Annotated in this window: 5 protein-coding genes; all 5 read right to left on the bottom strand. The window is 33.3% G+C overall.

From position 1 onward, the window contains the following. On the bottom strand, positions 1–740 hold a 740-nt coding region (locus tag SOR77_RS02290), incomplete at its 3' end, for an acyltransferase (RefSeq protein ID WP_320635584.1). Positions 741–771: 31 nt separating this feature from the next. Beyond that, a complete protein-coding gene (gene tkt, locus SOR77_RS02285; protein ID WP_320635583.1) occupies positions 772–2,712 on the bottom strand; it encodes a transketolase in 1,941 nt (646 codons plus the stop codon). Next, a complete protein-coding gene (locus SOR77_RS02280) occupies positions 2,696–3,475 on the bottom strand; it encodes a WecB/TagA/CpsF family glycosyltransferase (RefSeq protein ID WP_320635582.1) in 780 nt (259 codons plus the stop codon). Before SOR77_RS02280 ends, tkt begins: the two co-directional genes overlap by 17 nt. Continuing rightward, positions 3,462–4,577, bottom strand: coding sequence for a polysaccharide pyruvyl transferase CsaB (csaB, locus tag SOR77_RS02275; protein ID WP_320635581.1), 1,116 nt, complete (start codon positions 4,575–4,577; stop codon positions 3,462–3,464). The genes SOR77_RS02280 and csaB overlap by 14 nt, the downstream gene beginning before the upstream one ends. After that, positions 4,567–5,406: DUF5693 family protein (locus SOR77_RS02270; RefSeq protein ID WP_320635580.1), on the bottom strand; the 840-nt coding region annotated here is incomplete at its 5' end. The genes SOR77_RS02270 and csaB, both read right to left, overlap by 11 nt.

The following is a 5,406-nucleotide window of genomic DNA, read 5'->3' as shown; positions in this document are numbered from 1 at the left end:
TTAACCACAAATAAAAATACGCTGACTGCATATATAAAGCTAAGTGGATTTACCATTTCAAAGTATGTTACAAAATTTGCATCCGTAGGATTTTTCATCAAAATATCAATCATATACCAAATTGCAAATGCTCCAAATATTGAAAAACCTCTTGGTATATCTTCTTTATATTTAAAAATGTAGTGTCCTATCATCGCATACCCTATACTTGAATAACTCATTGATAAACTATATGTTAAAATGAATGGGTTTTCAATTAACTTTAAAATTTTTAAATACGGTACCACTATTGAGCTCAAGAAAAATAAAAATATTGCAAATCTATATTCATTCCTAGTCATATTTGAAACCAATCTATAAACTACCGGTGCTGATATGAAAAGTACAACTGCAATATAAAGATAATACAAATGAAATTTCTCATTAAACTTCATAAGATTTTCCATGCTGGTGTCATTCATCCAAAGTCCATCCCAATATCTATATACAAAGTTAAAGAATAGTATTAAAAATATCAGTTTAAGTACCATTTTAAAGGTCTTTTTAAAAGTTGGTTTTCTTCTATATAGTAAAGCTCCGCTCGCCATCATAAATAGTGGCACTGCGCATCTTGATAGCGCACCATAAAATATTTTAAAGTTTATCAGTTCTTCTGAAACCATATATATATTTGTGTGTATCATCAGAACTAAAAATATTGCCAGTCCCTTTACTAAGTCTATTTCTCTTATTCTCTTCATATTAGTAAAAAAGTCGCCTTTCGGCGACTATTTAAAACTCCTTAAGTGCTCTTTTTACGTTTTCTGCAGTTATTCCAAAATACTTAAACACTTCTGAACCAGGTGCTGATGTTCCAAATTCATCAATAGTTATAAGTTTTCCGTCGATTCCTGCATATTTATGCCAACCATAAGAACTTGCCGCTTCTACTACAACTCTGTTTCTAACTTTGTTAGGTATTATTGATTCTCTATATTCTTCAGTTTGTGCTTCAAAAAGTTCTCTTGATGGCATTGAAACAACTCTTGTTTCTTCATCTGCCGCTTCTACTGCAATTTCAACTTCAGAACCTGTTGCTATGATGATTTTCTTAAGTTCTTTTGTTTCTTTTTGCACTATATAAGCCCCTTTTGCTGCATCTCTTGATGACCCTTCTAAATTCTTAAGAGTTTGTCTTGAAAGAATAAGTGATACAGGTGTTGATTTTGAGTTAAGCGCAACTGCCCAACCCACTGCCGCTTCTACTGCATCTGCCGGTCTAAACACAATATGGTTTGGAATACTTCTAAGCATTGCAAGTTGTTCTATAGGTTGATGTGTAGGTCCATCTTCTCCAACTCCTATAGAGTCGTGAGTAAGTATGAACACTGAACCTAAATTCTGGATTGCAGCAAGTCTAATAGCAGGTTTTAAATAATCTGCAAATACAAGGAATGTTGCTCCATAAGATTTGAATCCTCCATGTAGCATAATACCATTTACTATTGCCGCCATAGCGTGTTCACGAACTCCAAAGTTTATGTTAAGTCCTTTTGGATTTTTCGCACTAAAGTTTTCTTCTTTATCTATATTTGATTTGTTTGATGGTGCAAGGTCTGCTGAACCGCCAAAGAATAAATCAAATTTTTCAGCTATTCTATTTAATGCAACTCCTGAAGATGCACGAGTCGCCATATCTTTTTCAAATTTGTAAAGTTCTTCTGTGTTCAAAACTTCTAAATCAAATTTGCCATTCATTGAGTCTACAAGTTTCTTGTATTCTTCAGGGTATTTTTCAGCATATAGTTCTTCTACTCTCTTTGATTTTTCGTATTCAAAGTGTAAATCTTTTTTGATGTCTTCAAAATGAGCTCTAACTTCTTCTGAAACGTAGAATGCTTCTTCTGAAGCTTCTAAGAATTTCTTAGTTTCTAAAACTCCTTCTGTTCCAAGTGGTTCTCCGTGTGCTTTACTTGTTCCAACTCTTGGTGATCCATATCCTATTTCTGTAGTCACTTTTATAAGTGAAGGCCTTTCATCTTTTTTAGCTTCTTCTATTGCAGCTGCAATTGCTTCAATATCATTTCCGTCTTCAACTTCTATAACTTGCCAGCCAAGTGCTAAGTATCTTGAAGCAACATCTTCTGAAAATGATAAATCAGTTGAACCTTCTATTGAAATTCCATTTGAATCGTAAAGAACTATAAGTTTTGACAATTTAAGAGTTCCGGCAAGAGATGAAGCTTCGTTGGAAATACCTTCCATTAAATCTCCATCACCACATATTACAAATGTATAGTGATCTACAACTTCAATATCTTGGTTATAAATTGCAGCCATATGTTTTTCTGCCATTGCCATGCCAACTGCCATAGATATACCTTGTCCAAGAGGACCTGTAGTAGCCTCTACCCCAACTGTATGTTTATACTCAGGGTGCCCCGGTGTACGTGATGAAAGTTGTCTAAAGTTCTTCAAATCTTCTATTTCAAGTCCATATCCGAAAAGATGAAGTAATGAATACAACATACTTGAACCATGCCCTGCTGAAAGAATAAATCTATCTCTGTTCATCCAATTCGGGTCACTAGGATTATGCTTCATATTTTTCCAAATTGTATAAGCCATTGGCGATGCTCCAAGTGGTAACCCGGGGTGGCCTGAATTTGCGGCTTGAATTTGGTCTACTGAAAGTAATCTGATGGTGTTAATAGCTTTAGTTTCTATGTTCATTTTTTCCTCCTACTACTACAGAATTCTTATCCTTTATTACAGAATACAAAAATTTAGGTATTGCCACTTGTCTCTTTATTCTTGACGGGTCTGATATCAATCTATAAAGCCATTCTAAATTTAACTTTATAAACGCTTCCGGAGCTCTTTTACTCACTCCGGCAAGTATGTCTATAACTCCGCCATTACCTATTATAATTTTTGAATTCAATCTGCCCTTATTATGTTCTATCCAAAGTTCTTGTTTAGGATAACCCATACCCAAAAATATTATATCAGGTTTTAATGAATTTATCTTTTCAATTACTTGAAGTTCTTCTTCATGGTTCCCCATACCTAGATGAGCGCCTTTGAAATATCCATCATTATAGCCAACTATATTAAGCTTTTCATCTTTTTTTAAATTTTTATATGCTCGCTCTACAATTTCAGGTTTTGTGCCAAGTAAAAACAAACTATATCCTTCTTCTCTACAAAGGTCTATCATCTTCATAGACAAGTCAAATCCTGTTACACGCTCTTTTAACGGCAGTTTCTTCATCTTTGAGCCATAAATAAGTCCTATGCCATCTGCCACAACTAAATCCGCAGAGTTTATTATATCTCTCATCTTAGGATTGTCTCGTGCATCCACAACAATTTCAGTGTTCGGAGTCATTATAGTGTGTAATCTATCTTCTTTTAAAAAACCTTTGATTTTTTCAAATGCTTCATTAAAAGTTACATTGAAAACCTCAACCCCAAATATACTAACTTTTTCCATGCTCTGTATTTAATACCTCCAAAACCTTTTGATTGTGCTCTTTGGTCCTTTCTACAAATTTAAGCAAATATCCGCTAATTTCTTTTTTAAGTTCATCTCTATCTTCTATAGATTGTAAAATTTCTTTGGCTAATTCATCCGATTTGAAATTTTGAACATAGTGGTTTTGCACTCTATCCAATTCTTTCATAAACCCGTCAATTTTAGGGTCGTATGAAATTCCTATGGGATAAACTCCCATAAGTGTCGAAAATATAAGCCCGTGAAGCCTCATGCTCACACATATATCTAAATTCCCTATCAATGATAGATATTCATTTACGTGTAAATAGTGGTCTGCCAAGTATATATTTTCATATTTATCTTTTATTTTATCATAAATTTCAGTTTCAATTTTTAAATCTAAATGGTAAAAGAATGGAATCAGTATTATATTGACATCTTTTTCACTTTTTATAAGCTCGATTGTCTTTATAAATTCATTGATAGTTCTCTCTCCTGAATTTTTCCAATTCATAACTATCATTCCAACATTTACTGCATCTTTTCTAACGCCTAACCCATCAAGGACTTCTCTTCCCTTGTCTAGGCTCGGTTTTTTTATTCCAAATACAGTATCTGTAGTTACTTGAACATCTCTTTTTACATTTAAATCTCTTAAATACGCTTCGCTTTGTCTATCTCTAACATTTAAATAATCTACTTTATTTAAAATTTTTCTTGTCAAAAATCTATTAAAAGTTCTTCTAATAGGTCCTATCCCTTGAGAATATATAAAAGTTTTCTTTCTCATAAGTTGAGCAAGTTTTAAAATTCCAAGGTAATAAAGTATTGATTTACTACTGCTTACATCTTGAAGAAGTGAGCCTCCTCCTGATAAGAGCATATCTGTACTGCTGATATTTTTTATAATATCAGTTATCTTAGACCTATTTACTGCTTTTACTCCGTATTTTTCCGTTGTCCAATCTGGGTTTTTCGATAGTACCACAATTTCAGCATCGCTAATCTCAGATATTCCGTCTACTAGACCTTTTAGAATAGCTTCATCACCTATGTTGTTATAGCCGTAGTACCCGGACACCAAAATTTTATTTGCCAATGTATTTGTCGTACCCCTTTCTTACAACTTCTGCAACATATACAAAAACTAAGGCTATAAGTGCCACAACTAAATATTGCACACAAACTCTAGTAAATGAAATATAAAGTGGTGTTCTTATATGAGAGAAAGTATTTACTATATCTGCCATACCTATTGAAGCTAAAAGTATCAATATAAGTGTCATTATTTCAGCTCTTTTTCTATATGCTATATACATCAAAAGCACTATTGCCGGCCAACCCATTAAGATAGCTTTAGTTCTTGGTCTAACTGGCAAATATATTTCCATCAAGTTTCTTGCAAGCAACTCCATTCCTGGCACTTTAGTGTTGGTGTTTCCACCTCTTAGCAAGAATATCGCAACTAAAATCAACAACATTCCCGCAAGGCCCGCTTGCCAAAATTTTACATCTGCATTTAATACATTTCTAATTTCTTTTACTTGTATTTTTGGAGTAGTCTCTTCAGTTCTGCCAAAACCAATGTATGCTGCGTATATTACAAATGCAAATAATATTGGTAACATTTGAGAAATTTTAACGCCTCTAAATTCTACAAGCTCTACTAAATAATTTGTTCCACTTAAGAATGAAACTTCGTTTAAAGCTCCTATCATACTTATCAAAATAGCTATTAAAAGCAATAACATTCCATGAGTATAAATCTTAAAAGTCTTTACTTCTCTATTTTTTCTTCTCTTAACGAGCATATAATTTTCCATTATCACTGTAAGAGCAAGTGTAGGATAGGTTACTATTGCTGCCAAATTAAACAACAAATTGCCCAGGTTTTCTTTTATTCCCAGTCCAAAGAATGCAAGCGACGC

Source organism: Peptoniphilus sp., from assembly GCF_034090345.1.
In the GTDB taxonomy this organism is placed as follows: Bacteria; Bacillota; Clostridia; order Tissierellales; family Peptoniphilaceae; genus Peptoniphilus.
The sequence above is the reverse complement of the archived record's forward strand: the minus strand, read 5'-3'. Positions and strand labels throughout refer to the sequence as shown.